The following is a 25,419-nucleotide window of genomic DNA, read 5'->3' on the forward strand; positions in this document are numbered from 1 at the left end:
CTTATCCTCCCGGCTGAAAACGGCACATGGCCGCCTCGGCTTCAGCGATCGCTTCCGGCGTCCCGACCGTCATCCAGTGGCCGTCGAGCATCAGCCCGAAGAGGCGCCCCCGGGCGACGGCGCGGTCGAAATAGATGTTGAGATTGAAGGCGTCGCTTGGCGCGTCGGCAAAAAGACGCGACTCCATGGCGATCGCGCCGGCATAGACGATCGGATTTTCCATGCCTTCCTCGTAGCGCACGAGCCTGCCGTCCTCAGCCAGCGAAAAATCCTTCTTTCCGTTGTGCCCCGTCGTGTCTTCGAGTCGCACACAAAGGAGCGCCATGTCCATGCTCTCAGGATCGAAGAAATCGGCTAGCCTTTGAAGATTGCTCGGCGTTCCGGCCTTTTCGCCGATCCAGAAGAGATCGGCATTCATGACGAGCAACGGCCCGTCGTCCAGCAGCTTCAGCCCCTTGGCAAGCCCGCCACCGGAATTCATCAGGGCGTCGCGCTCGTCCGAAATCAGGATGTGCGGCGATTCGCGGCGACGGAGATGCTCTTCCATCTGGTCGGCAAAGTGATGGACATTCACCGCCGCCTTGGTCACGCCGGCGGCCGCCAGGATGTCCAGCACGTAGTCGATCATCGGCTTGCCGGCGATCCGGACGAGTGGCTTCGGCAGTGTATCGGTGATTGGCCGGAGGCGGGTGCCCAGTCCGGCCGCAAGCACCATGGCATTGGTGATGGACATGATTTCCTGTCAGTTGGCTGATTCGCTAGCCAGGATTCCAGCCTTAATGCACCAATCGCGCAAGGGTGTCAGCACCTCATGGCCGAGCGCCCGGCTCAAATAGGCAAAGGTGCGCGGCATGTGTTTCATGTAACCGGGTTTGCCGTCACGCTGCATCAGCCGCACCCAGATGCCCGCGAGCTTGCAGTTGCGCTGTGCCGACATCAAGTGCCAGTCGCGAAGGAAGGTTGCCTCGTCGAATGGGCCAGCGGCCTTGCGCTCGCCCAGATAGGTGTCGATCAGCCGGTCGGCCAGATCCGGCTCGATGGTCACGCGTGCATCCTGCGTGAGCGACGCGACATCGTAGGCGGTCGGACCGATCATTGCGTCCTGGAAATCGATGATGCCGACGCGGTCGAGCCCTTTACGATCCGGGCGCCAGAGAATGTTCGGCGAGTGAAAATCGCGCAGCAGCAGGCTCTTCTCGGCCGATGCAAGAACGTCGATCAGTTGATCCCAGATGGCGAAGTACTCTTTACGCTCGCTGTCGGAGGCCGCTCCGCCGCGCTTCCATGGCAGGTACCAGTCGATCAGCAGGCTCGTCTCGATCTTCATCGCCGTGCGGTCGAAATCGGGAATGCGATGGACCAACCCGTCGCCAATGGCAATCTCGCGTGCCGTCGGCTCGCCATGAAGGCGGCCGAGCAGCCGCACGCTTTCGAGATAGCGCTCGGCGACCGGTCTTCTCTCCGTATCGAGAATGCCGTCGGAGCCTAGGTCCTCGATCAGTAAGATACCCTTGTCGAGGTCGCGGGCATAAATTTCCGGCGCGGCGAAGCCGCGTCCGCGCAGCAACTCGGAAATCGCGACGAACGGAACGACATCCTCGGCAAGGTGCGCAAGCTGCTGGTAGTATTTTCCGTCCTGGAGAATGGGGCCGGGCTTGTGTCTGGCCGCATCCATCAGGATTTTCGCCGGCTCACCATCCGTCACGATCCGCTCATAGGCCCTGATCGAGGCATCGCCGCTCAAATGCCGGCGCCGGGCGGTCGCATAGCCGTTTTGCGAGAGGAAAATGCGGATTGCCAGCGAGCGCGAGATACGCTCGAACGAAGCGTCGGGCGCGGAAATGGCGAGCTGGCGGCCGTCGCCATCATGGGTGAAGGCGAGCGTGATCCGTTCGGAGGGAAGCGCTTCGTCCCCTTTTTCCGGCCATTCGACAAGACAGATCCCTTCGGAAAGGGCCTCGTCGAAGCCGAGTTCGTCGAGTTCCGAAGCGTCAGCGAGACGATAGAGGTCGAAATGGGCGACAGGGATGCGCAGGTCGTAGTTCTGGACGAGCGTGAAGGTGGGGCTCGGCACTTCGAGCGTCTCGTCGTCGGCGATCGCGCGGAGCAGGGCGCGCGCGAAGGTCGATTTTCCCGCGCCGAGATCGCCTGACAAGGCGACGCAATCGCCGGGCTTCAGCGCCAGCGCCAGATCTTCGCCAAGCTCGATGGTGGCTGCCTCGTCCTTCAGGAACCGTTGCAGATGCTTCATTATTCGGCCGCGATGATCTTCGGCATTTCGGACGACGGAATGCGGCAGGTGACCTCGGTGCCTTCGCCCTCCTTGCTGCGGATCGAAACGGTGCCGTGATGCAGGCTGACGAAGCTCTCGACGATCGACAGTCCGAGACCGGCGCCGCCGTGCTGGCCGTAGCTTTCAAAGCGGTTGAAGACGGTGTTCAACACATCCTGCGGAATGCCGGGGCCGGAATCGCTGACCGAGAAGACGAAATCGCTGCCTTCGCGCCGGCACTTGAGATCGATGGCGCTGCCATCGGGCGCGAAGTTGGCGGCGTTGGTGAGCAGCTTGATGAAGATCTGCTTCAGCCGCTGCTGGTCCGCGATCATGCGGCCAAGGCTGTCGGGCGCATCCACCTGCAAGGTGACGCCACTTTCGACAAGCCTGTCGGCCATTTGATGCGCGACGTCATCGAGAAAATCGACGAGGTTCACCTCGGACATGTCGAGCTCGACGATGCCGGCGTCGACGGTGGCCAGGTCGAGGATGTCGTTGACGATCGTCAAGAGCAGCGACGAGGACGTGGCGATATGGTCGACATATTCCGCCTGGCGCTCGTTGAGCTCGCCGAACGCGGGCGTTTTCAGGAGATCGGCGAAGCCGATGATGTTGGTGAGCGGCGAGCGCAATTCATAGGAGACGTGATGAACGAAGTCGTTCTTCAGCGCATCGGCCTTGCGCAGCGCCTCGTTCTTCTCAGTCAGGGCGCGCTCGACCCTGACGCTGTCGGTAATGTTGACGAAAGTCAGCATCGTCTGGGCGTTCGGCAGCGGAATCACGGCATAGTCGAGGATCAGACCGGTCCGCAATTCCAGAATGCCGCGGCTCGACGGACGCTCGTCGTCGAAGCTGGTGATGATATGGGCAAACCGCTTCCAGCCATCCGGCTGGTCATAGGAGGGCAGGCACGCCTGTTCGACAGCGCGAATGTGGGTACCGGGCTTGGCCTCCGCCTCGCTGATACCCCAGATCGCCCGGAACGCCGGGTTGGAAAGCCGGATGCGGCCATCAGGCCCGAAGACTGCAACGCCTTCGGCGAGATGATCGATCGTTTCGCCCTGGACTTGGACGAGGGTGTTGTAGCGGGTCTCGAGATCGACCTTCTCTGTCAGGTTTTCGAACACCCAGGTTGCGCCGCCCTGCGGCCGGGCGGTGGCAAAGACGCGGAGCGTCTGGCCGTTCGGCAGGTGCCAGAGGTCTGACTGCGTGTCGAGTGCCTGATAGACGGACAGCGCATTAGCCTTCCACTGTTTCCAGTTGAGCTGCTCGGGGAGCTTGCCCCCGGCCCGCAGCCGGTCGAGCACCTCGCCGTTGTCGGGCTTGCGCTCGAGGAAGCCCATGTCGAGGTTCCAGAGCCGCTGGAACGCCTGATTGTAAAACTGCAGGCGCTGATTGCCGTCGAAGATCGCCACGGGCGTTGCCAGATGGTCGAGCGTTTCGGCATGGCTCTTCAAGGTCCGTGCAAGCTCTTCACGCACGGCTTCGGTGCCGGAGACGTCGATGGCGATGCCGGCCGAGCCGGCCGGGCTGCGGGCGTCGACGACATCGAAGAAAGTGCGATTGCCCTTGACGACGGTCGAAACCTTGTCGCTGAAGGGCGTTTCAAGAGTTGATACGGCGCGGATTTTTTCGCGCGCCGCGGTCGAGAGCAATTCGCGCCCTTCGGCGACGGCGAGGTTCGCGCTCTGCGCGTCGACCGCCTCTGCGAAAGCTTCGTTGACCCATTCAAGCTTGCCGTCCGTCGTCCGCTGCCAGACAGGCAGGTCGATCGCATCGAGCAGCGTGCGGAACGTCGACAGCGATGCGTGCAGGCGATCGCGTTCCAGCTTCAACTCGGCAAGTTCGGCTCTGAGATTGTTGAGTGCGATGAAGCGCACGAATGCCCGTCCGCCGGAAACGCGGCCCTGAGCTTCCAGGACCTCGTTGCGCTGCGTTTCGAGCACGAGATCGAAGCTTTGCGCCTGCGCGCGCAGCGTCTCGATCGCCTTTTCGAGCTGGCTGGCAGACGGCGCCTTCAGCCAGCGCCCGAAGGCGAGAAAAGTACGGTCGTCCTGCGGAGCGCCAGTCTCGACGGGGAGCTGTCCGAGGAACTCGGGACGTTCGGCCAGACCATCCCAGATCACGATGCGCCGGTTCTTGTCGGCGATGAGGGCCTGGAAACGGGAAATCCGCTGGTTTGCATCGGAAAGACCGGATCGCAGTTCGCGGTTCTCGGCCTCGATGTTGCCGCGCTGGCGGATGAGCCAGATGGCGGAAATCATGGCCGCGGAAATGACGCCGATCAGGACGGAAAAGGTGACGACTTCCGAGGAGCCGAAAATGGCCTTGGCAACCGGCGTCGACGCCTGGGCGGCCGCGTCGGTTGCCGCGAAGACGACGGTGCCCGCGAGCAGTCGCCGCAACAGGGCGGGCGCCTTGAGGCCTCCACCGAAAAGCGTGGATCGTTCTGTTTCCATGGCGCCGCCGTCCCCGTTTGTCCGGAAATTGCCGCCGACCTTACGCCGCCATGCACCGAAACCCCTGAAAGGGGTTTGCGTCAGTTGCGATTGCATCCCCGGTCTGTCTCCGTCTGTTTGCCGCATGTCCGACAAGACATCCCCACCCGCGACGCTCGAAGCTCCGCACTTGAGCGCCGCGTGTCTCATCAGACGCGCAAAGGACGCCGTAGTACTTTGAATTACCGCATGTTTCCTCAAATCGGTACGATTGCCGAAACATGCAGTAGCGTCACGAATCAATGACTTAAGCATACTTGTTTGACGAATCGCCGGAAAGTGCGCGGCTCAAAAAAGAGGCCGCGATCTCTTGTCAAGATCGCGGCCACAACATGTTGTGGATTGTCCGGCTAAGGATTAGTACCGGTAGTGTTCGGCCTTGAACGGGCCCTGCGGCTTCACGCCGATGTAGGCGGCCTGGTCTTCCGAGAGCTCGGTCAGCTTGGCGCCGAGCTTCGCGAGATGCAGGCGGGCGACCTTCTCGTCGAGCTGCTTCGGCAGCACGTAGACCTCGTTCTTGTAGTTCGCGCCCTTGCTGAAGAGCTCGATCTGCGCCAGCACCTGGTTGGAGAAGGAGGCCGACATCACGAAAGACGGATGTCCGGTGGCGTTGCCGAGATTGAGCAGCCGGCCTTCCGAAAGCAGGATCATGCGGTTGCCCTTCGGAAACTCGATCATGTCGACCTGCGGCTTGATGTTGGTCCATTTCAGGTTGCGCAGAGCCGAGACCTGGATCTCGTTGTCGAAGTGGCCGATGTTGCCGACGATCGCCATGTCCTTCATTTCGCGCATGTGGTCCATGCGGATGACGTCCTTGTTGCCGGTCGTCGTGATAAAGATATCGGCGGTCGAAACGACGTCCTCGAGCTGGACCACTTCGTAGCCGTCCATTGCGGCCTGCAAGGCGCAGATCGGATCGACTTCGGTGACTTTCACGCGCGCGCCTGCGCCCTTCAAGGAAGCGGCCGAGCCTTTACCGACGTCGCCGTAGCCGCAAACGACCGCGACCTTGCCGGCCATCATCACGTCGGTGCCGCGGCGGATGCCGTCGACGAGCGATTCCTTGCAGCCGTACTTGTTGTCGAACTTCGACTTCGTGACGCTGTCGTTGACGTTGATCGCCGGGAAGGGCAGCAGGCCCTTGGCCTGGAGCTGGTAGAGGCGGTTGACGCCGGTGGTCGTTTCTTCGGTGACGCCCTTGATGGCGTCGCGCTGCTTCGTGAACCAGCCGGGCGTTGCGGCGAGACGCTTCTTGATTTGGGCGAAGAGGATTTCCTCCTCTTCCGAACCCGGGTTCGAAAGTACGTTCTCGCCGGCTTCGGCGCGCGCGCCGAGCAGGATGTACATGGTGGCGTCGCCGCCATCGTCGAGAATCATGTTCGACAGGCCGCCGTCTGCCCACTGGAAGATCTTGTCGGTATAGGCCCAGTATTCTTCAAGCGTTTCGCCCTTGACGGCGAAGACAGGAACACCACTTGCCGCGATGGCGGCAGCGGCGTGATCCTGGGTAGAGAAGATGTTGCACGAGGCCCAGCGAACCTCGGCACCGAGCGCAACCAGCGTCTCGATCAGCACGGCCGTCTGGATGGTCATGTGCAGCGAGCCGGTGATGCGTGCGCCCTTCAGCGGCTTCGATGCACCGAATTCCTCGCGGCAGGCCATCAGGCCCGGCATTTCCGTTTCGGCGATGGCAATTTCCTTGCGGCCGAAATCGGCCAGGCCGATATCGGCGACAATATAGTCCTGAGTTGCGGTCATGGAGTTCTCCAGGGCTGATCTTTTCCGGCCGCGCCGGCCCCTCTGGCCTTTTGGCGGCATGACAACGCCTCCCGCGCAGGATCACGGGGAGAGTGGGCACGGTCTATCAGGAATCAGCGGGCAGGGCAACCGCGATATAAAGAAGTCTTTATATGTTTATATCGCGAGAGAGCCGGCAACCGGCCTTCGGTCTGATCGCGGCGGACCGCGTCAAATTTCTTCGCCGAACTTGTCCCGCACCAAAGCGTCGACGGCGTTCAACGCCTCTTCCGCCTGGACGCCGCTGGCAGTCACGAAAACGGTGCAGCCGGTGCTGGCGGCGAGCATCATCAGGCCCATGATCGAGGTGCCGCCGACGGTCATGCCGTCCTTGGAGACGGTGATCTCGGCATCATAGGCTTCAACGGTCTGGACGAATTTCGCCGACGCGCGTGCGTGCAGGCCGCGTTTGTTGATGATCAGGAGCTCCCGAGTCAGCGACATGTCCGGGCGATGGTCCATCATTTTCCACTCAGCACGCGGCTGGCGACATTGATGTATTTGCGCCCCGCCTCGGAGGCCTCGACGAGGGCCTTGTCCATGTCGCTTTCGCCGCGAACGCCGGCAAGCTTGATCAGCATCGGCAGATTGACGCCGGCGATCACCTCGACGCTGCCGCTGCGCATGACCGAGATGGCAAGGTTGGAGGGCGTGCCGCCGAACATGTCCGTCAGGATGATGACGCCATTGCCCTCGTCCGCGCCCGCAACCGCATCGAGGATGTCCTGACGCCGCTGGTCCATGTCGTCCTCGGGCCCGATGCACACGGTCTCGATAGCTTTTTGCGGACCAACCACATGCTCCAACGCATGCCGAAACTCTTCCGCCAGCTTGCCATGGGTGACAAGCACAAGTCCGATCATGGGTATCTTTGCTCCAACTGCATAGCAACTCGTTGATGGTCAGATATCGCAATGCAGCAATTTCGTCCACCTGTTGGGGCGGCCATCTTGGCAAGGAAAAGGGGAAGTGCAAGCCAAAAATGCCGAAAAAGCAGCCTTTGTGCCCTTGGATAAGGCTAAAGTGCTAAATTTTTGGGTAGCAACGCGTGCAGTGCATCGAAAGGGGAAACGGGGTTTTCAACGGGAACGCGCAGCAGCGGCAGACTTCGCCCAATTTCTAGCTGCAACCGTTCGTTCTCGGGCGGCAGACGCGCGTCGCGGGACGGCCGGACCGGCATGATCGCCCAGTCGAGAACGCAGGCCGAAACCGTTTCGACGGCCACGATGCCGCCGCCGCGGATCTCGATCAGGCCGCGAATGGATGGCGGGCACCGGGCGATGATCCGGTCGTTCTCAAGGCTGAGATCGACCCGGTCATCGGCGACGAGTGCCGCGAAACGTCCGCGGCGCCTCGCCTCGGAGATGCAGGAAAGCGCGAGCGCCGACTTGCCCGAGCCGGAAGCGCCGGTAATCAGAAATCCGGTCGTGCCGAGAACGATCGCCGTTGCATGGATATTGCAAACTGGCGCGGTCACTGGTGCGGCTCGGCGGGCAGCGAGAGGGTGAAGCGGGCACCGGTCACGTGCCCGCCCTGGCCGACGATGTTTTCCGCCTTCAGCGTGCCGCCGTGCGCTTCGGCGATCTGGCGGGAAATCGAAAGGCCGAGGCCGGAATTCTGGCCGAAGTCCTCGCCCTCGGGCCGGTCGGTGTAGAATCGCTCGAAAATCCGGTCGATGTCCTCGGCCTGGATGCCTGGTCCGTTGTCCTCGATGTAGACGAGGCAGCGGGACCGCGACCGGGTCAGGCGCACGACGATGCGGCCATTCTGCTCGGGAACGAAGGAGCGGGCGTTTTCGATGAGGTTCGTGACGATCTGGCCGATGCGCAACTCGTAGCCATTGACGACAAAGCTCGCCCGCGGATTGTCCTTGCGGTCGATGACGAAGTCGAGGAGGACTGGCTTCTTCTTGCTGCGGATCTGTCGGGAAATCTCGATGAGATCACCAAGCAGCTTCTCCAGATCGATTTTCTTGGCGTCGCTGCGCGCCAGTTCGGCATCGAGGCGCGAGGCGTCGGAAATATCGCTGATCAGCCGGTCGAGGCGGCGCACATCGTGCTGGATGACGTCGAGCAGCCGTTTTTTCGAGTCCTCGTTGCGCGCAAGCGGCAGGGTCTCGACGGCGCTGCGCAGCGACGTGAGCGGGTTCTTGAGCTCGTGGCTGACGTCGGCGGCAAAATTTTCGATCGCCGCGATGCGGTCATAGAGCGCCGTCGTCATTTCCCGGAGCGCCACGGAGAGGTTGCCGATTTCGTCCTGGCGCGAGGAAAAGTCCGGGATTTCCTCCCGTTCCTTCGCGCCGCCGCGGCGCACGCGAATGGCGGCGGCCGACAGCCTTCTCAGCGGATTGGCGATCGTCGACGACAGAAGCAGCGACAGGATGACGTTGACGAGGGCCGCAACGCCGAAGACGCGGATGATGGCGAGGCGCTCTGCGTGGACGATCTTGTCGATATCGCCCGCCTGCGTCGAAAGCAGGAGCACGCCAAGCACGGCGCGGAAACGCTGCACAGGCACCGCGACCGAAACGATGAGCTCGCCCTTCTCCGTTACCCGCACGACCGCTCCGCGCACACCGGTCAGTGCATTCATGACCTCCGGGTAGATCGAACCGTTGCCGCCCGGCGGCTCCTTGTAGAGCGGCAGGTCGCCCGGCTGCAGCAGCCGGTTGAGCCACACGCTGAGCTTGTCGGCGATGCCGGTCGTTTCCGGATCGACCGGCGGCAGATCGAAGCGCAGCACCTGGCCGCCGCTATAGAGGTGGCGGGAGTCGAGCAGGAGATCGGCATCGGCGTCGAAGAGGCGGGCGCGCGTCCGCGTCGGCGAAATCAGGCGTCTCAGGACTGGCGCTACACGCTCCTGGATGATCGGAAACTCGAGGTCCTCGTCGCTCGGCAGCGGAGTGATGCTTTCGCCGGCCTGGAGTTCGAGCAGCTTTTCCGGATCGATGGTGATCGAGTTGGTATCGACCGAGGCGGAGGCGGAAATTGCCCCGGCGATGATCTCGCCCTGTGTGAGGAGGCTTTCCACCCTGGCGTCGATCAGACCCTCGCGGAACTGGTTGAGATACATGATGCCGCCGACGAGCACCACGAGCGCGACGAGGTTGAAGAAGACGATGCGGCGGGTGAGGCTCGAAAAGACGGCATTGCCGAACAGGCGTCGGATCAGGGTGAAGGGATGCGCCCACCGGCGCTGGCTGCGCGCCGATGCCCGCCCTTCGATATCCTCGAGATCGCCCTGCAAGACTTCTACCAAGTCTCCTGCTCCCACGACGAAATTTCGTCGCCTTCCTTTCCTTGCAGCGCCGCGCGTCTTATCCGGCGCGCAAAGGACGCTGCAGCATTTTGAATTGCTGCATGTTTTATCCTTAAATCGGCTAGGATCTAAGGATACATGCAGTAGCGCCGGCACATCGCATCGATCTATCTGATCCCGGCTCGTGCGCGCCGGCCCGGCTCTTGTCCCATGGATGCGACATGCCCGACGCGGGCTGCCGCTCCCGCATCGCCGTTACGCCATTTCTGCATGATCCACAATCGCCGCCGTGGCAAGCGTGGAGCGCCGGTCGTCAGGCCGTCTCGCGAAAACGATAGCCGACGCCGTAGAGCGTTTCGATCATGTCGAAGTCGTTGTCGACCATCTTGAACTTCTTGCGAAGCCGCTTGATGTGGCTGTCGATCGTGCGGTCATCCACATAGACCTGCTCATCATAGGCGGCATCCATCAATGCGTCACGACTCTTCACCACGCCCGGACGCTGCGCCAGCGAGTGCAGGATGAGAAATTCGGTGACCGTCAGCGTGACCGACTCGTTCTTCCAGGTGCAGGTGTGGCGCTCCTGATCCATCACGAGCTGGCCACGTTCCAGCGAACGGGACGGCGCGTCGGAAGGCTTTGCCGTGCCGATGGCGCCGACCGCGGCAAGGTCTCGGTTCGGGGCGCGACGCAGGATCGCCTTGACGCGCTCGACCAGCAGGCGCTGGGAGAAAGGCTTGGTGATGAAGTCGTCGGCACCCATCTTGAGGCCGAAGAGCTCATCGATCTCCTCGTCCTTGGAGGTCAGAAAAATCACCGGCAGATCGGACTTCTGCCTGAGCCGGCGCAACAGTTCCATGCCGTCCATACGCGGCATCTTGATGTCGAAGATCGCGAGCTGTGGCGGACGCGCGAGCAGGCCTTCGAGTGCCGATGCACCGTCGGTGTAGGTTTCGACCTTGTAGCCCTCGGCTTCCAGCGCGATGGACACGGACGTCAGGATATTGCGGTCGTCATCGACAAGCGCGATGGTCTGCATCGTATTCAACTCCGTCTCTTGAGGTCCGTTGGCCAGACCCGCTCCAAGAATCGCGGCAACCGCGAGTCACCGGCGTTACTTGAGTATAAAGGTGGAACAAATTGTGGCGAAGCGCAAAAGCGCCGCCTGCCAATCGTCTCGGGATTGGCCGACAAATGTGTCTCGCAGAAGCATAATTCAACCGATTAAAAAATACACATTTTTCTTTAAATCGATTAATATACTGATATCATTATTGTTTTAGGAGTCGATGTCTTGTCTTCGATCAACCTTGTCGGTATGTTCCGACGACATTCCCCACCAATGGCCAATGACAAAGGAAGCTTGACCATGGAGCAACTCGGCACCCGCAATCCCTCGAACGGACTGGAAACAATCGGTTTTTCGGACCTGGCTTTCGTCCGCTACAATCTCGAGGCAGCGGAGCTTTACGAGGACGCCATTCGCCGGGGCGAGGCTCAAGTGACGGCGCACGGCGCCCTTTGCGCCCGCACCGGGCAGCACACCGGCCGCTCCCCCAAGGACAAGTTCGTCGTCCGCGACGCGGCGACCGCTGACCAGATCTGGTGGGACAACAACAATGCGATCTCGCCCGAAAACTTCGAACGCCTGCGCCAGGACATGGTTGCTCACGCCAAGGGCAAGTCGCTTTACGTGCAGGATCTCATCGGTGGCGCCGATCCGGCCCATGCTTTGCCGACGCGCGTCGTCACGGAACTCGCATGGCATTCGCTGTTCATCCGCAATCTCTTGATTCGTCCGGCACGCGAGGCGCTTGCAGCCTTCGAGCCGAAGCTGACGATCATCGACTTGCCGAGCTTCAGGGCGGATCCGGAGCGTCATGGTTGCCGTAGCGAAGCGGTGATCGCTTGCGACCTGACGAACGGCCTCGTCCTGATCGGCGGCACCTCCTATGCCGGCGAAATGAAGAAGTCGGTCTTCACGGTGCTCAACTATCTCCTGCCGAAAAAGGCCGTCATGCCGATGCATTGCTCGGCCAATGTCGGCCCCGCTGGCGATACGGCGATCTTCTTCGGTCTGTCCGGTACCGGCAAGACGACGCTTTCGGCCGATTCCACCCGCACGCTCATCGGCGACGACGAGCACGGATGGGGCGAGGACGGCGTCTTCAATTTCGAGGGCGGCTGCTACGCCAAGGCGATCAAGCTTTCGGCCGCCGCCGAGCCGGAGATCTACGCCACCACCCGGCGCTTCGGCACCGTCATGGAGAACGTCGTGCTCGATCAGCGCCGCGTGCCTGACTTCGACGACGGTTCGCTGACGGAAAACACCCGTATCGCCTATCCGCTGGACTTCATTCCAAATGCCAGCGAAACGGGGACCGCGCCGCAGCCGCGCACCGTCATCATGCTGACGGCGGACGCCTTCGGCGTCATGCCGCCAATCGCCAGGCTGACACCGGAACAGGCGATGTATCACTTCCTGTCCGGCTACACGGCCAAGGTCGCCGGAACGGAAAAGGGCGTGACCGAACCCGAGGCGACCTTCTCGACCTGCTTCGGCGCTCCGTTCATGCCTCGCCATCCGTCGGAATACGGCAATCTGCTCAAGGACCTCATTGCCAAGAACGGCGTTACCTGCTGGCTGGTCAATACCGGCTGGACCAGCGGCGCTTACGGCACGGGGCACCGCATGCCGATCAAGGTGACGCGTGCGTTGCTTTCGGCGGCACTCGACGGCTCGCTCAACGATGCGACGTTCCGCACCGACGTGAACTTCGGCTTTGCCGTGCCGGTGTCGGTACCGGGCGTTAACGACGGCATTCTCGACCCGCGGTCGACGTGGGCGGACGGCGTTGCCTATGACGCGCAGGCGCGCCGCCTGATCGACATGTTCATCGCCAACTTTGCCAAGTTCGAAAGCCATGTCGACGGCAGCGTGCGCGACGCGGCTCCGGGAGCGAAGGTCGCTGCCGAATAAAGATCGCTGGCTATGATTCACGTGAAACCCGGTCCGTTTGGGCCGGGTTTTCGCGTTTTAACCCTGATTGTTTTCAAATGCTTCGCGATAGCTGCTTTTCGGTACGCAATTCCCAGCGGAAAACCGCTGCACACTTTTCCTGGAACTGCTGACCACGGTGATTTCCGGATTGATTCGATCCAAAATCATGAACGTGATCGATTCTGATGAGTTAGACAGGGGAACGGGCAACCGCCTGCGCCGGCCCACGGCAGCAGGACGATCGAAACGGAGCAAACATGGCCAGCGATCCGCTTTACATCAACGACCGCATCGTCATTGCCGGCTGGGAATTGACGGAGCAGTTCGTGCTGGCCGGCGGACCGGGCGGACAAAACGTCAACAAGGTGTCGACGGCGGTCCAGCTCTTCTTCGACATCCAGACGTCGCCGTCGCTGCCGGACCGCGTCAAGGCGAATGCGTTGAGACTTGCCGGCCGCCGTGTTTCCAAGGACGGCGTGTTGATGATCGAGGCCAATCGGTTTCGCAGCCAGGAGCGCAATCGCGAGGATGCCCGCGAGCGGCTGAAGGAACTGATCCTGAAGGCGGCCGAGCCGCCGCCACCACCGCGCAAGAAAACGAAGCCGACCCGCGGTTCGATCGAGCGGCGACTGAAGGAGAAATCCGGCCGCGCCGAAATCAAGAAACTCCGCGGCCGGCCCGGTGGCGAGTGAGGGAATCCGGACTGCGTGCGTGCGCCGGAAACCGCGCCCGCGTCTCTCCGCACGGCCGAACGAATCTTTCGGCCGCTCCCTTGAACTTTCGCCGGTGCCGCCCTCTTTTATCCGGGGGCATCTGCGAAGAGGAGGCAACCATGGGTTTGTTCAGCTTTATCAAGAATGCCGGCAAGAAGCTCGGGATCGGTGGTGACGACACACCGCCGGATGCCGACAGTGTCCAGAAGGAGCTTGCCTCGCATGACCTCGGCACCAAGGACGTAGAGGTCGAAGTCGTGGACGACAAGGTTGTCCTCAAGGGCGTCGTGAAGGATCAGTCGACGTTCGAAAAGGCCGTCGTCGCCGTCGGCAACACGCTCGGCGTGTCGGCCGTCGAAGCGTCCGATCTCAAGGTCGCGGATGCAGGCGCTGCGCCCGCACCGGCCAAGGCGCCCGTCTTCTACACGGTGAAGAAGGGCGACAATCTCTGGAAAATCGCCGAGGCGCAGTACGGCAAGGGCAAAGGCGCCAAACACACACTGATCTTCGAAGCGAACAAGCCGATGCTGAAAGATCCCGACAAGATCTACCCGGGACAGGTGCTGCGCATTCCGGATCTTAATGCCGGCTGAACGACGGTATTTCGGGTGGCGACCGGGTCGCGCGAAGACTATACCGCCTGACTTCGGGTTTGATGACCTACGGCGCCACGCGTCTTGTCATACGTGCAAAGGACGCTGTAGCATTGTGAATGCAACAGGGCCCGTCGATCGTCGCAGCGGATGACGGGACACACGCGATGCAGGTGCTGCCAAAGGGAATAAGACACATTCCGGGATTCCTCGACCGCTCCCACCAGGAGGAACTGGTCGAGGCCATCCGTCTCGTCGTTGCGGAGGCGCCGCTCTTCGTGCCGGAAATGCCGAAGACCGGAAAGCCGATGTCGGTGCGCATGACCAATTGCGGTCCGCTCGGCTGGGTCACCGATCGCGAACGGGGCTATCGCTATCAGGCGGAGCATCCGCTGACGGGCAAGCCCTGGCCGGCAATGCCCGCGGCGCTCACCGATATCTGGCACGCGGTTTCGGCGAGCGACAAGGAGCCGGAGGCCTGCCTCGTCAACTTCTATTCCGCGGACGCGCGCATGGGTCTGCATCAGGACAGGGACGAACGGGACCTCGAGACGGCTGTCGTTTCGATCTCGCTCGGCGATACCTGCCTCTTCCGTGTCGGCGGCCGGGAGCGCAGCGGGCAGACGATCTCATTCAAGCTTGCGAGCGGCGATGTCGTCGTGCTCGGCGGCGAAGGCAGGCTCGCCTTCCACGGCGTCGATCGCATCTATCCGAACACCTCGACGCTGCTGAAGAACGGCGGCCGCGTCAATCTCACCTTGCGCCGGGTCAATCCTTAGCGCATCGGCCCGAAAATCGGAATCGATTTTCGGAAAACACGATGCGTAGATTCGAAGACTTACAGCGTCCTTTGAGCGTCCTGAAGGACGCACGGCGCTGTAGAAATGAGGGCAGGGGAGCGCGCGCGAGCGGTGCCCGCTTCAAAGCTTCCTGAGCGCGACCGTCTCCGTCAGGTGGTTCGGGCCCTTCTGCAGGATCAGGTCGGCGCGCGGCCGCGTCGGCAGGATGTTCTGGTGCAGGTTTTTCAGGTTGATATTGTGCCAGAGCCCCTCGGCGATGGCGCGCGCCGCGTCTTCGCTGATCGTCGCATAGCGATGGAAGAAGGACTGCGGGCTCTTGAAGGCCGTTTCGCGCAGCCGCATGAAGCGGCTCACGTACCAGCTGTGAATGAGACTTTCCTCGGCATCGATATAGATCGAGAAATCGAAGAAATCCGACACCATCGGCACGATCTTGCCGTCGGCCGGCAGGTTGCGCGATTGCAGCACATTGATTCCTTCGAAGATCAGGATGTCCGGCCGGTCGATGGTCTGGAACCGGTCCGGGACGACGTCATAGGTCAGGTGCGAATAGGTGGGCGCCTTGACGTTCGGCTGCCCCGCCTTGATCGCCGAGAGGAAGCGCAAGAGCGCGCCAATGTCGTAGCTCTCCGGAAAACCCTTGCGATCCATCATGTTTTCCCGCTGCAGGATCGCGTTCGGGTAGAGGAAGCCGTCGGTCGTGATCAGGTCGACCTTCGGGCTAGAGGGCCAGCGCGCCAGGAGCTCGGCGAGGATGCGCGCCGTCGTAGATTTGCCGACGGCGACCGAACCGGCGATGCCGATGACGAACGGCGTCTTCGTTTCATCGGACATGCTGAGGAAGCGCTTGCGCTGCTGGAACAGGATCTGTGAGGCCTCGACATGGGCGGAGAGCAGCCGCGACAGCGACAGGTAGATCCGGCGGACCTCGCCAAGGTCGACCGGGTCGTTGAGCGAGCGCAGGCGCTGCACCTCGTCGGCTGTCAGGGTCAACGGCGTGTCGGCGCGAAAGCGCGACCATTCCTCGGCCGAGAACACGTGGTAGGGCGAGTACTCTCCGCCCTGGAGGTTGCCCGGAATATCCCCGGCGTCGATGTCTTTCGCGGCGATAGTCATGGGTTTTGCCGGTTTGCCTTCTCCTGCAGGCCGGACTGGCTGGTCCGCCTGGCAAGCTCGTCCATCACATCCTGCAACGGGACGGCTGCAATGTTCAATACGACCATAAGATGATAGAGAAGGTCGGCACTCTCATCGACCAGATTCTTGCGGTCGTCGCTGATCGCCGCGATGACTGTTTCGACCGCCTCCTCGCCAAGCTTCTTGGCCGCCTTGCGCTGGCCGGCCGCGACGAGCTTGGCGGTCCAGGATTCCTCCGGCGCCGCCTTTGCCCGCACGGCCACGATGTTTTCGAGATCGGAAAGAGTGAAACCGGTCATGCTGAAATCCTTCTAGATCACGATGATTTAGGTCGGACCGATCCAAAATCATAAAACGTGATCGATCCTAGCTAGTTAGAGCGGGATGCGAGCGGAAAACTGCGTACACTTTTCGTCATCCCGCTCTAAGCGTCAGTCGAGGCGCATGGCGATGCCGTGCTCGACCATGTAGCGCTTCGCCTCGCCGATGCTGTAAGTTCCGAAATGGAAGATCGACGCTGCAAGGACCGCCGTTGCGTGGCCGTCGCGCACACCTTCGACCATGTGGTCAAGCGTCCCGACGCCGCCCGAGGCGATGACGGGCGCCCGCACCGCATCGGCAATCGCCCGCGTCAGGGCAATGTCGTAGCCGCCTTTCGTGCCGTCGCGATCCATGGAGGTGAGCAGGATTTCGCCGGCGCCGAGATCGACGACCTTCCGGGCGAACTCGACCGCGTCGATGCCTGTCCGCTCCCGTCCGCCATGAGTGAAGATTTCCCAGCGGTGCGCCTCGCCCTCGGCGGATACCTTCTTGGCATCGATCGCGACGACGATGCACTGGTTACCGAACTTGTCGGCGGCTTCCGCCACGAAATCCGGATTCTTCACCGCCGCCGTGTTGATCGACACCTTGTCGGCGCCGGCGAGCAGCAGCTTGCGGATATCGGACACCTGCCGCACGCCGCCGCCGACGGTGAGCGGCATGAAGCATTGTTCGGCGGTGCGGGCGACGACGTCGAAGATGGTTTCGCGGTTATCCGAGGACGCCGTGATGTCGAGGAAGCAGAGTTCGTCGGCGCCGGCCGCATCATAGGCGCGCGCCGCTTCCACCGGGTCACCCGCATCGATGAGGTCGACGAAATTGACGCCCTTGACGACGCGTCCGTCCTTGACGTCGAGGCAGGGGATTACGCGGGCTTTCAGGGTCATCGGATCATCCTTTTCTCGCGGCCCGGATCAATGACAGCGCTTCCTGCGGGTCGATGCGGCCATCGTAGAGCGCGCGACCGGAGATCGCGCCCTCGAGTTTTTGCGCATCCGGCTCAGTCATGCGGCGAATGTCGTCCATCGAGGCGAGGCCGCCCGAGGCGATTACCGGGATCGACACCGCGTCGGCAAGCTCCAGGGTCGAAGCCCAGTTGATGCCGGTCAGGATGCCGTCGCGGTCGATATCCGTATAGATGATCGCCGCAACGCCGGCGCCCTCGAATTTCTTCGCAAGCTCGATGACGCCGAGTTCGGAGGCCTCGGCCCAGCCCTCGACCGCCACCTTGCCGCCCTTGGCATCGATGCCGACGGCGACCCTGCCGGGGAATTTGCGGCAGGCTTCGATCACGAGCGCCGGATCGCGGACGGCCACGGTGCCGAGAATGACGCGCGCGAGCCCACGCGAAAGCCAGTTCTCGATATGCGCCAGCGTGCGGATCCCGCCACCAAGCTGCACCGGGTTCCGGGTTGCCTTGAGGATCGCGTCGACCGCCGCACCGTTCACGGTCTCGCCGGCAAACGCGCCGTTCAGATCGACGACGTGCAGCCACTCGAAACCCTGCTCCTCGAAGGCTCGCGCCTGGGCGGCCGGATCGGGATTATAGACGGTCGCCTGGTCCATGTCGCCGAGCTTCAGGCGCACGCATTGTCCGTCCTTGAGGTCGATCGCAGGGAAGAGAATCATGTGTGGATCCGATCAGGTAAGAACGCCGGCAGCCTCAAGGCTTCCAACGCAGGAAATTCGAAATGAGGGCGAGCCCGAGCGTCTGGCTCTTTTCCGGGTGGAACTGCGAGCCTGCCTTGTTGTCGCGTGCGACGAATGCGGTCACCGGCCCGCCATAGTCCGCTTCCGCAATGACGTCCTCGGGGTTCTCGGCAGCGAGGTGATAGGAGTGCACGAAATAGGCATGCAGCCCGCTCTCGCCGGTCGGGATACCCTCGAAAAGCGCGTGCGGCCGGTTGAGCCTCAGCGTGTTCCAGCCGATCTGGGGAATCTTCAGCGACGGATTGGCCGGCGTCATTTCCTTGACGTCGCCCGGGATCCAGCCGAAGCCCTTGGTGATGGTCTTTTCAAGCCCGCGCGACGACATGAGTTGCATGCCGACGCAGATCCCGAGGAAGGGACGCCCGTCCTTCTCGACGGCCTGCGTCAAGGCATCCTCCATGCCCGCGACGCTAGCCAAGCCGCGGCGGCAATCGGCATAGGCGCCGACGCCCGGCAGGACAATGCGGTCGGCGGACGCCACCCGTTCCGGCTTGTCGGTCAGGTCGATCTCGGCGGCGATGCCGGCTTCGCGTGCCGCCCGTTCGAAGGCTTTCGTCGCCGAGCGCAGATTGCCCGACCCGTAGTCAATGATGGCGACCCGCATCAGCGTTCTCCATAGGGTTGAAAGAGGCCAAGGCCGGCGGTGCTTTCGGCCTGTTTCGTGGCAGACCCATCGAGTGACGGCAACGGAGTTGCCGTCCTGCGATCCGCCGTGGCCGGTATGTTGGAAAAATAGATCTCTTCCGCCGTTTCCAGGTCGCGTGCCGGGACGATCGAGCGAAGCGTCCAGTCTCGTTTCCTGAGATTCCGCGCGACCAGAAGTGGGCCTTCCAGCGATACCAGCAGGCTGAGTGCCAGTTGCATGAAAAGCGAGGCGGCAAGGGCGCCGGGGACGGCGGACAAGAAGATCAACAGGATTTGCAGAACGGCAACCAGGATTCCAAGGAGCCAGGAACGCTTGCTCATCAACCACAGCGCGGGGAAGAAAAAGGCGGCCCAGGAAAAGCCGTCCGCGATGAATCGCGCCCTTTCGTCATCGGCCGGTGCGCCGGGCGGGGTCATGATCAGATAAGAAGCCATGGGTCTCAGCCGGTATTGGCCGGCTCAGGCGAGCGTTCCCTTGGTCGAGGGCACGCGTCCAGCCTGGCGCGGATCGATTTCGGTTGCGGTGCGGAGCACACGGGCGACGGACTTGAAACAGGTCTCGGCAATATGATGGTTGTTGGCGCCGTAGATGTTCTGGATATGCAACGTGATGCCGGCATGCTGGGCCAGCGCCTGGAAGAATTCACGCACCAGCTCCGTGTCGAAGCTGCCGATCTTCGGCGAGGTGAAAGTCACGTTCCAGACGAGGAAGGGCCGGCCGGAAACATCGACGGCGGCGCGCGTCATCGTTTCGTCCATGGCAAGGTCGATCGAGGCGTATCGGGTGATGCCGCGGCGATCGCCGAGCGCCTTGGCAAGCGCCTGGCCGAGCGCAATACCGGTGTCCTCGACCGTGTGGTGGTCGTCGATATGCAGGTCGCCGTCCGCCTTGATCTCCATGTCGATCAGCGAGTGGCGCGAAAGCTGGTCCAGCATATGGTCGAAGAAGCCGACTCCGGTCGCGATCTTCGACGTTCCCGTTCCATCGATGTTGACGGAGACCGATACGGCGGTTTCATTTGTCTTTCTGGAAACTTGGCCGCTGCGGCTGGGCATGCTTTCTGCCATCAGGCTCTCCTGTATGCGCTCGATCGGATGATTTCGCGCTGAAACGATGCAAAATCAGCGGGATCGACACTAAACCAGAGCTGGACGCGGGAGCAAAACCGCTTCACGCTTCTCGTAAGATCGCTCCAGAGCCGCTCCATATCAGGGGAGCCGCGAAATATCCAGAACTGTGACGGAAATTCGGCCGATCTGCAGACCTCAGGAAGGGAAGACCGCGAGGAAGGCGAAGGGCATTTGCAATCGCGCGGTGCGCACTTACATAGGCGTCAAGCAACCAGGCTCGCCTGCAGCGATGCGCGTCTAACTGGACGCGCCAAAGCCGCTGTAGCACTCTAGAGTCGCTGCATGGTCTTGCCCTTGAATCATTCCGATCCAGGGAATCATGCGGCGGAGCCGCAACACCCCGGGGCCGATAGGTATCTTCATGAGTGAACACAATCCCTACGGAACGATGCATGCGACCACCATCATCACGGTACGAAAAGGTGGCAAGGTGGTGATGGCGGGCGATGGTCAGGTCAGTCTCGGCCAGACCGTCATGAAGAGCAACGCCCGCAAGGTCCGGCGCCTGTCGAAGGGCGACGTGATCGCCGGCTTCGCCGGTGCGACGGCCGATGCCTTCACGCTGCTCGAACGGCTCGAGGCCAAGCTCGAGCAATATCCCGACCAGCTCATGCGTGCCGCCGTCGAACTCGCCAAGGATTGGCGAACCAACAAATACCTGCGCAACCTCGAGGCAATGATGCTCGTTGCCGACCGATCCATAACGCTGGCCATCACCGGCAATGGCGACGTGCTCGAACCCGAACACGGCACGATCGCGATCGGTTCGGGCGGAAACTATGCCTTGGCGGCCGCGCGTGCGCTGATGGACAGTGACAAGTCGGCCGAAGAGATCGCTCGGCGCGCGCTCGAAATCGCAGGCGATATCTGCGTCTACACCAACCACAATATCGTGGTGGAGACGCTGGATGCCGAATGACGGGGTCGATGTCAGTTTCCTGCCGGTCGCCGACGGCCACCTGTCGATGCTGCATGGCTGGCTTTCCGAGCCGCATGTACGGCAGTGGTGGGGCGACCCGGACAAGGAGCTGGAATCGATCCGCGATGGCTGTGCGAGCGGCGAGGTGGAGGGCTTCATTTTTCATGTCGGCGGAACGCCCGCCGGATACATTCAGTCCTGGACGCCGTCGCAATATGACGAGCCCTGGGCGAAGGATCTGCCGTCCGACACGCCGGGCGTGGACATGTTCGTGGGCCCGCCTGAAATGACTGGAAAAGGCATCGCCGCGCTGGCGCTCAAGGCCTTTGCCGAAAGACTGTTCGAAAACGGCGCCGCCCGTATCGTGATCGACCCCGACGGCGGCAATCGCCGCGCGGTCCGGGCCTATGCGAAGGCAGGCTTCGTGCCCTTTGGCGAATGGATAGATGAGTCCGGCCGGACACTCCTGATGGAGCTGACGCGCACGGAGTTTGAGAGGAATTCATGACCAACTTTTCCCCCAGAGAAATCGTGTCGGAGCTCGACCGCTACATCATCGGCCAGAAGGACGCGAAACGTGCCGTGGCCATTGCCTTGCGCAACCGCTGGCGGCGCCAGCAGCTTGACGACGATCTGCGCGACGAAGTCATGCCGAAGAATATCCTGATGATCGGCCCGACCGGCGTCGGCAAGACGGAAATCTCCCGGCGGCTGGCGAAGCTCGCCGGTGCCCCCTTCGTCAAGGTCGAAGCGACCAAGTTCACCGAGGTCGGCTATGTCGGCCGTGATGTGGAGCAGATCGTTCGCGACCTCGTCGAAGTCGGCATCACTTTGGTGCGGGAGAAGAAGCGCGTCGACGTCAAGGCCAAGGCCCATCAGAACGCCGAAGAGCGCGTGCTCGACGCGCTGGTCGGGGCGACCGCCTCGCCCGCAACGCGCGACTCCTTCCGCAAGAAATTGAGGGCCAACGAGCTCGACGACAAGGAAATCGAGATCGACGTTGCCGAGACCGGCGCGCCCGGTGGCTTCGAGATCCCGGGCATGCCCGGCGCCAATATCGGTGTCCTCAATCTTTCCGAAATGTTCGGCAAGGCGCTCGGCGGCAGGACCAAGAAGGTCAAGACGACGGTCAAGGCCTCCTATGAACTCTTGATCAACGACGAGTCCGACAAGCTGCTCGACAACGAGCAGATCCAGCGCGAGGCGGTGGCGGCGGCCGAGAACGACGGCATCGTCTTCCTCGACGAGATCGACAAGATTGCCGCCCGCGACGGCGGTATGGGGGCCGGCGTATCGCGAGAAGGCGTCCAGCGGGACCTGCTGCCGCTGGTCGAGGGCACGACGGTTGCCACGAAATACGGACCGGTAAAGACGGATCATATCCTCTTCATCGCCTCCGGCGCCTTCCACGTCTCCAAGCCGTCGGATCTGCTGCCGGAGCTGCAGGGTCGCCTGCCGATCCGCGTCGAGTTGCGCGCGCTGACCAAGGAGGATTTCCGCCGTATCCTGACGGAAACCGAGGCGAGCCTCATCCGCCAGTATAAGGCCCTTCTCGACACGGAGGAGGTGAAGCTCGATTTCACCGAGGATGCGATCGACGCGCTCGCCGAGGTCGCGGTCCAGCTCAACACCAGCGTCGAGAATATCGGCGCGCGCCGCCTGCAAACGGTGATGGAGCGCGTCCTCGACGACGTGTCCTTCAACGCGCCGGACCGTGGCGGACAGACGGTGATGATCGATGCGGAATACGTCCGGAAGAACGTCGGCGATCTCGCCGCCAACACGGACCTGTCACGCTATATTCTGTGACCACAGCGCGGCGCGTCTCATCGGACGCGCTGCAGCAGTTGCACAGCGGCGGACGGCCGGAGCGAGCGAACTCCGGCAATCGCCGAATTGTGAGGCGCCCGTCACTCGACAGGCGCCTTCATTTTTTCTACAGCGATCGGTGATCGATTGAAGGCCGGGCATTATTCCGACATGATCTTGCCGTAGGGGCCGCGCGCTCGAAGAACCGGGTTCCGGAGTTTCATAGGAAGAACAGATCGTGCGTCTCACCGCCTGCTTGCTCGTCATCGCCGCGTTTTGCCTCTCCGCCGGCCCGGGAGCCGCCGCGGAAATGGTTCCCGCGGGCAACCGCCACGTCGAGCAGCCTAAGATACCAGGCGCTTCGGTTCGCCGCACGAAAGCAGGCCGAACCTCCTTCGATGCCAAATACGAGAAAGTGCGTGATCTGCTCGCCAGCGACCGCCAGCTCGTCGGCAAGATCAAGTCCGTCGCCAGCGCCTACGGCATCGCACCGATCCACATGATCGGGGCCATCGTCGGCGAGCACACCTACAATGTCGATGCCTACGACCGGCTGCAATCCTATTATGTGAAGGCGGCCGCCTATGCCGGCAACCGCTTCCAGTTCGGCTATGACGGCGAGTCCGTTGACGCGTTCGTCGCGCGGCCGCAATTCGCCGCCTGCGCCGGCAAGGACAATTCCTATGCGCTGTGGAGCTGCCGCGAGCGCATATGGGACAGCGAGTTCCGCGGCCGTTCGGTCGGCGGGCAATCCTTCCCGAACAACCGCTTCAGCGCCGTCTTCTTCCAGCCCTTTTTCGCCGGCCAGACATTCGGTCTCGGCCAGATCAATCCATTGACCGCCCTGATGCTGACGGACATGGTGGCGCGCGTTTCGGGCTATGAGCGCCTGGACGAGAACAACGCCGCCGGCGTCTACGAGGCGATCATGGATCCGGACGTCTCGCTGGCTTACATGGCAGCCTCGATCCGCCACTCGATCGACGCCTATCGTTCGATCGCTGGCATGGACATCTCCAACAACCCCGGTCTGACGGCGACGCTCTACAACGTCGGCAATCCCGACCAGCGCGCCGCAACGCTCGCCGCGAAAAACCAGGACGCCGAGGTCCATTGGCCGGAAGAAAACTATTACGGCTGGCTGGTCAACGACAAGCTCGCGGAACTCGAAAGCCTGCTCTGAGCCGGATCACCGGGTTCCGTCCTTATCTTTCCGTTCTTCCGTGATTCACGTGAAGCATCTTCCTTGATTGCGCCGTATATAATTGAAACGGTAGTCGATCGAGAAAGGCACTCCATCATGGATACGCGACCGGAACCCTTCGAGCCGCCCGCGCCCGAACCCCGCGTCGGCATTCCCTCGCGCCTGCAAATCATCCGCACGGTCTTTCGCAATCCACTCGAACTCTGGGGCGAGCCCTCCTATACGCTGCCCTGGATCGAGACGAAGTTCATCAATCAGCGCACCCTGATCGTCAACGATCCCGGTCTCATCCGCCATGTTCTCGTGGAGAATGCCGCCAATTACGAAATGGCGAGCGTCCGGCAGCTGATCCTTCGCCCGATCCTTCGCGACGGCCTGCTGACGGCGGAAGGCGAGGTCTGGAAGCGATCCCGCAAGGCGATGGCGCCAGTTTTCACGCCACGGCACGCCAAGGGCTTTGCCGGCCAGATGCATCGCGTCTGCGAGGAATTCATTCGGCGATATGAGCGGGCTGGTTCGGGGCCATTGGTGACGAATGTCGCCGTCGACATGACCGAGCTTACCTTCGAGATCCTCGCCGAAACCCTCTTTTCCGGCGAGATCGCCGTCGAAAAGCAGGGTTTTGCAGGCAACGTGGAGGAGTTGCTGCACCGGATGGGCCGGGTCGATCCCATGGATCTCCTGGTTGCGCCGCCGTGGGTGCCGCGGCTCACCCGCATCGGCGGCAAGAAGGTCCTGAACCGGTTCCGGGGCATCGTATCCGAAACGATGGCGCAACGCCGGCGGCGGATGGCCGAGGAGCCCGAGCGCGTTCCGAACGATTTCCTGACGCTGTTGCTGCAGCTCGAAGGACCCGAGGGTCTTTCGACGACCGAGATCGAGGACAATATCCTGACCTTCATCGGCGCCGGACATGAAACGACGGCGCGCGCGCTCGCCTGGACCCTCTATTGCATCGCCAACACGCCCGCCTATCGCGAGATGATGGAGCGGGAAGTCGACGAGGTCATGGCAAGCGGGGAGGATCCCGTCGACTGGCTTGATCGCATGCCGCATGTGCTTGCCGCCTTCGAGGAAGCGCTCAGGCTCTATCCGCCCGCGCCATCCATCAACCGAGCGGCGATCGAGGAAGATGAGTGGACATCGCCGGCCGGCGAATACGTCCGCATCGAAAAGGGCATAACGGTGCTGATCATGCCGTGGACCCTCCATCGGCACCTGCTCTATTGGCAAAAACCCCGCGCGTTCATGCCGGAGCGCTTCCTCCCCGAAAACCGGGAGAAGATCAACCGCTTCCAGTACCTGCCCTTCGGCGCGGGCCCGCGCGTCTGCATCGGTGCGACCTTCGCCTTGCAGGAGGCGGTCATCGCGCTCGGCGTGCTCATGCACCGCTTCCGCTTCGACCTGACCGAGGCAACGCATCCCTGGCCGGTGCAGAGGCTGACGACGCAGCCGCGGGGCGGTCTGCCGATGAAGGTGTCGGTGCGGGTGGGATAGTATTCCACGCTACCCAGAAACTACCCTCCTCCTGCCCTGCCGGGCAGAGGGGGGGTATCATCACCCGCACCGCTGCAATCTGATTGGAGGCCGCTCCAATCAGACGCACAA

25 protein-coding genes are annotated in these 25,419 nt (G+C 62.2%); 9 read left to right on the plus strand and 16 right to left on the minus strand.

Annotated features, from left to right (window positions below; genetic code table 11):
- Position 1: 1 nt before the first annotated feature.
- The 9 genes from FKV68_RS00185 to chvI form a co-directional block, all read right to left on the minus strand.
- The gene (locus tag FKV68_RS00185) at positions 2-733 is read right to left on the minus strand and encodes a nucleotidyltransferase family protein (RefSeq protein ID WP_180939566.1); all 732 of its coding nucleotides are present in this window, start codon (positions 731-733) and stop codon (positions 2-4) included.
- Between the two features lie 9 nt (positions 734-742).
- The gene (gene tsaE, locus FKV68_RS00190) at positions 743-2,251 is read right to left on the minus strand and encodes a tRNA (adenosine(37)-N6)-threonylcarbamoyltransferase complex ATPase subunit type 1 TsaE (RefSeq protein WP_180939567.1); all 1,509 of its coding nucleotides are present in this window, start codon (positions 2,249-2,251) and stop codon (positions 743-745) included.
- On the minus strand, positions 2,251-4,734 hold the full coding sequence (locus tag FKV68_RS00195) for a sensor histidine kinase (RefSeq protein ID WP_180939568.1): 2,484 nt from the start codon (positions 4,732-4,734) through the stop codon (positions 2,251-2,253). Before FKV68_RS00195 ends, tsaE begins: the two co-directional genes overlap by 1 nt.
- A 396-nt stretch (positions 4,735-5,130) precedes the next feature.
- The gene (ahcY, locus tag FKV68_RS00200; RefSeq protein WP_180939569.1) at positions 5,131-6,531 is read right to left on the minus strand and encodes an adenosylhomocysteinase; all 1,401 of its coding nucleotides are present in this window, start codon (positions 6,529-6,531) and stop codon (positions 5,131-5,133) included.
- Positions 6,532-6,741: 210 nt separating this feature from the next.
- Positions 6,742-7,035: an HPr family phosphocarrier protein gene (locus tag FKV68_RS00205; protein ID WP_180939570.1), complete on the minus strand. Its 294-nt coding sequence runs from the start codon at positions 7,033-7,035 to the stop codon at positions 6,742-6,744.
- Positions 7,032-7,433: a PTS sugar transporter subunit IIA gene (locus FKV68_RS00210; RefSeq protein ID WP_153440569.1), complete on the minus strand. Its 402-nt coding sequence runs from the start codon at positions 7,431-7,433 to the stop codon at positions 7,032-7,034. The genes FKV68_RS00205 and FKV68_RS00210 overlap by 4 nt, the downstream gene beginning before the upstream one ends.
- A gap of 155 nt (positions 7,434-7,588) precedes the next feature.
- The gene (locus FKV68_RS00215) at positions 7,589-8,047 is read right to left on the minus strand and encodes an HPr kinase/phosphorylase (protein WP_180939571.1); all 459 of its coding nucleotides are present in this window, start codon (positions 8,045-8,047) and stop codon (positions 7,589-7,591) included.
- Entirely contained in the window at positions 8,044-9,828 is a 1,785-nt protein-coding gene (gene chvG / locus FKV68_RS00220) for a two-component system sensor histidine kinase ChvG (protein WP_180939572.1), read from the minus strand. The genes FKV68_RS00215 and chvG overlap by 4 nt, the downstream gene beginning before the upstream one ends.
- A 313-nt stretch (positions 9,829-10,141) precedes the next feature.
- Entirely contained in the window at positions 10,142-10,867 is a 726-nt protein-coding gene (gene chvI, locus FKV68_RS00225) for a two-component system response regulator ChvI (RefSeq protein WP_180939573.1), read from the minus strand.
- A 330-nt stretch (positions 10,868-11,197) separates the two neighbouring features.
- Between chvI and FKV68_RS00230 the strand changes: the two genes are divergently transcribed.
- The 4 genes from FKV68_RS00230 (at position 11,198) to FKV68_RS00245 (ending at position 14,914) form a co-directional block, all read left to right on the plus strand.
- On the plus strand, positions 11,198-12,808 hold the full coding sequence (locus FKV68_RS00230) for a phosphoenolpyruvate carboxykinase (RefSeq protein WP_180939574.1): 1,611 nt from the start codon (positions 11,198-11,200) through the stop codon (positions 12,806-12,808).
- Between the two features lie 278 nt (positions 12,809-13,086).
- Positions 13,087-13,521, plus strand: a complete 435-nt coding sequence (gene arfB, locus FKV68_RS00235; protein WP_180939575.1) for an alternative ribosome rescue aminoacyl-tRNA hydrolase ArfB — start codon at positions 13,087-13,089, stop codon at positions 13,519-13,521.
- Between the two features lie 140 nt (positions 13,522-13,661).
- Positions 13,662-14,135 (plus strand): peptidoglycan-binding protein LysM, encoded by a 474-nt coding sequence (gene lysM / locus FKV68_RS00240; RefSeq protein ID WP_180939576.1) that lies wholly within the window; start codon positions 13,662-13,664, stop codon positions 14,133-14,135.
- A 167-nt stretch (positions 14,136-14,302) separates the two neighbouring features.
- A complete protein-coding gene (locus FKV68_RS00245; protein ID WP_180941360.1) occupies positions 14,303-14,914 on the plus strand; it encodes an alpha-ketoglutarate-dependent dioxygenase AlkB in 612 nt (203 codons plus the stop codon).
- A gap of 141 nt (positions 14,915-15,055) precedes the next feature.
- Here FKV68_RS00245 and coaA read toward each other — a convergent pair whose 3' ends face one another.
- From coaA to hisB, 7 genes are all read right to left on the minus strand, one after another.
- Positions 15,056-16,051 (minus strand): type I pantothenate kinase, encoded by a 996-nt coding sequence (gene coaA / locus FKV68_RS00250; protein WP_180939577.1) that lies wholly within the window; start codon positions 16,049-16,051, stop codon positions 15,056-15,058.
- On the minus strand, positions 16,048-16,371 hold the full coding sequence (locus FKV68_RS00255) for a phosphoribosyl-ATP diphosphatase (protein ID WP_180939578.1): 324 nt from the start codon (positions 16,369-16,371) through the stop codon (positions 16,048-16,050). The genes coaA and FKV68_RS00255 overlap by 4 nt, the downstream gene beginning before the upstream one ends.
- Positions 16,372-16,503: 132 nt before the next feature.
- Positions 16,504-17,280: an imidazole glycerol phosphate synthase subunit HisF gene (hisF, locus tag FKV68_RS00260; protein ID WP_180939579.1), complete on the minus strand. Its 777-nt coding sequence runs from the start codon at positions 17,278-17,280 to the stop codon at positions 16,504-16,506.
- 4 nt (positions 17,281-17,284) lie between these two features.
- The gene (gene hisA, locus FKV68_RS00265) at positions 17,285-18,022 is read right to left on the minus strand and encodes a 1-(5-phosphoribosyl)-5-[(5-phosphoribosylamino)methylideneamino]imidazole-4-carboxamide isomerase (RefSeq protein ID WP_180939580.1); all 738 of its coding nucleotides are present in this window, start codon (positions 18,020-18,022) and stop codon (positions 17,285-17,287) included.
- A 34-nt stretch (positions 18,023-18,056) separates the two neighbouring features.
- Positions 18,057-18,707 carry an imidazole glycerol phosphate synthase subunit HisH gene (hisH, locus tag FKV68_RS00270; RefSeq protein WP_180939581.1) on the minus strand — a complete coding sequence of 217 codons (651 nt, stop codon included), beginning with the start codon at positions 18,705-18,707 and terminating at the stop codon, positions 18,057-18,059.
- On the minus strand, positions 18,707-19,183 hold the full coding sequence (locus tag FKV68_RS00275; protein WP_180939582.1) for a DUF2628 domain-containing protein: 477 nt from the start codon (positions 19,181-19,183) through the stop codon (positions 18,707-18,709). The genes hisH and FKV68_RS00275 overlap by 1 nt, the downstream gene beginning before the upstream one ends.
- Positions 19,184-19,207: 24 nt before the next feature.
- Positions 19,208-19,816 carry an imidazoleglycerol-phosphate dehydratase HisB gene (hisB, locus tag FKV68_RS00280; protein WP_180939583.1) on the minus strand — a complete coding sequence of 203 codons (609 nt, stop codon included), beginning with the start codon at positions 19,814-19,816 and terminating at the stop codon, positions 19,208-19,210.
- A 424-nt stretch (positions 19,817-20,240) separates the two neighbouring features.
- Here hisB and hslV point away from each other — a divergent pair, with 424 nt between their 5' ends.
- From hslV to FKV68_RS00305, 5 genes are all read left to right on the plus strand, one after another.
- On the plus strand, positions 20,241-20,798 hold the full coding sequence (gene hslV, locus FKV68_RS00285; RefSeq protein WP_180939584.1) for an ATP-dependent protease subunit HslV: 558 nt from the start codon (positions 20,241-20,243) through the stop codon (positions 20,796-20,798).
- The gene (locus FKV68_RS00290) at positions 20,788-21,306 is read left to right on the plus strand and encodes a GNAT family N-acetyltransferase (RefSeq protein ID WP_180939585.1); all 519 of its coding nucleotides are present in this window, start codon (positions 20,788-20,790) and stop codon (positions 21,304-21,306) included. The genes hslV and FKV68_RS00290 overlap by 11 nt, the downstream gene beginning before the upstream one ends.
- Positions 21,303-22,607, plus strand: coding sequence for an ATP-dependent protease ATPase subunit HslU (gene hslU, locus FKV68_RS00295; protein ID WP_180939586.1), 1,305 nt, complete (start codon positions 21,303-21,305; stop codon positions 22,605-22,607). The genes FKV68_RS00290 and hslU overlap by 4 nt, the downstream gene beginning before the upstream one ends.
- Before the next feature lie 238 nt (positions 22,608-22,845).
- Positions 22,846-23,790, plus strand: coding sequence for a DUF1402 family protein (locus FKV68_RS00300; protein WP_180939587.1), 945 nt, complete (start codon positions 22,846-22,848; stop codon positions 23,788-23,790).
- 117 nt (positions 23,791-23,907) lie between these two features.
- On the plus strand, positions 23,908-25,308 hold the full coding sequence (locus FKV68_RS00305) for a cytochrome P450 (protein WP_180939588.1): 1,401 nt from the start codon (positions 23,908-23,910) through the stop codon (positions 25,306-25,308).
- The last annotated feature ends 111 nt before the right edge of the window (positions 25,309-25,419 follow it).

The sequence above is a fragment of the Sinorhizobium mexicanum genome, from assembly GCF_013488225.1.
Lineage (GTDB): Bacteria > Pseudomonadota > Alphaproteobacteria > Rhizobiales > Rhizobiaceae > Sinorhizobium > Sinorhizobium mexicanum.